General features: G+C 43.7%; 1 protein-coding gene. It reads right to left on the bottom strand.

Features of this window, described 5'->3' with window-relative positions; genetic code table 11:
• Positions 1–12 precede the first annotated feature (12 nt).
• Positions 13–1188: an elongation factor Tu gene (tuf, locus tag ACFINK_RS09305; protein WP_012755022.1), complete on the bottom strand. Its 1176-nt coding sequence runs from the start codon at positions 1186–1188 to the stop codon at positions 13–15.
• Between the last annotated feature and the right edge of the window lies 1 nt (position 1189).

Genomic DNA, 1189 nt, shown 5'->3' on the forward strand with positions numbered 1-1189 from the left:
AACAAGCATTATTTATTCAATGATCTTAGAGACGATACCGGCACCAACAGTACGACCACCTTCACGAATAGCAAAACGAAGTTTCTCTTCCATCGCTATCGGAACGATCAACGAAACATCCATCGCAACATTGTCACCTGGCATAACCATTTCCGTTCCTTCTGGAAGCGTAACAATACCTGTAACATCCGTCGTACGGAAGTAAAACTGAGGACGATAATTCGTGAAAAATGGTGTATGACGTCCACCTTCATCTTTTGTCAAAATGTAAGCTTCTGCTTTAAAACGTGTATGAGGTGTAACGGATCCTGGCTTCGCCAATACTTGACCACGCTCAATCCCTTCACGGTCAACACCACGTAGCAGAGCCCCTATATTATCACCCGCTTGACCTTGATCCAAAAGCTTGCGGAACATTTCAACGCCTGTAACCGTCGTCTTAGACGTTGGACGAATACCGATAATCTCGATTTCCTCTCCAACTTTAATAACACCACGCTCAACACGACCCGTAACAACGGTTCCACGACCCGAAATCGAAAACACATCCTCTATCGGCATCAAAAATGGTTGATCAACAGGACGTTCAGGGGTTGGAATATAATTATCAACTTCACTCATTAAAAGACGAACAGCATCTTCACCAATGCTTTTATCCTTATCCTCAAGAGCTGCCAACGCAGAACCCTTAACAATTGGTATATCATCGCCTGGGAAATCATATTTGGATAAAAGTTCCCGAACCTCAAGCTCTACAAGCTCCAAAAGTTCTGCATCATCAACCTGATCAACTTTATTAAGAAAAACAACAATTGCTGGAACACCAACCTGACGTGCAAGCAAAATATGCTCACGTGTCTGAGGCATTGGGCCATCAGCTGCTGAAACAACCAAAATAGCACCATCCATCTGTGCTGCCCCTGTGATCATGTTTTTCACATAATCAGCGTGTCCTGGACAATCAACGTGCGCATAGTGACGATTTTCCGTTTCATACTCAACGTGTGCTGTAGAAATAGTAATTCCACGTGCACGTTCCTCTGGCGCAGCGTCAATTTGGTCATAAGCTTTAAATTCACCAAAATATTTCGTAATCGCTGCTGTCAACGAGGTCTTCCCATGATCAACGTGACCAATCGTACCAATATTAACATGCGGTTTTGTTCGTTCAAACTTGCTCTTCGCCATT

Source organism: Bartonella sp. AA16NXGY, assembly GCF_042197325.1.
Lineage (GTDB): Bacteria > Pseudomonadota > Alphaproteobacteria > Rhizobiales > Rhizobiaceae > Bartonella.

What these genes read in the sequence shown, in the direction of transcription:
- tuf (WP_012755022.1), bottom strand. Translation starts at nt 1,188, where the DNA reads ATGGCGAAGAGCAAGTTTGAACGAACAAAACCGCATGTTAATATTGGT.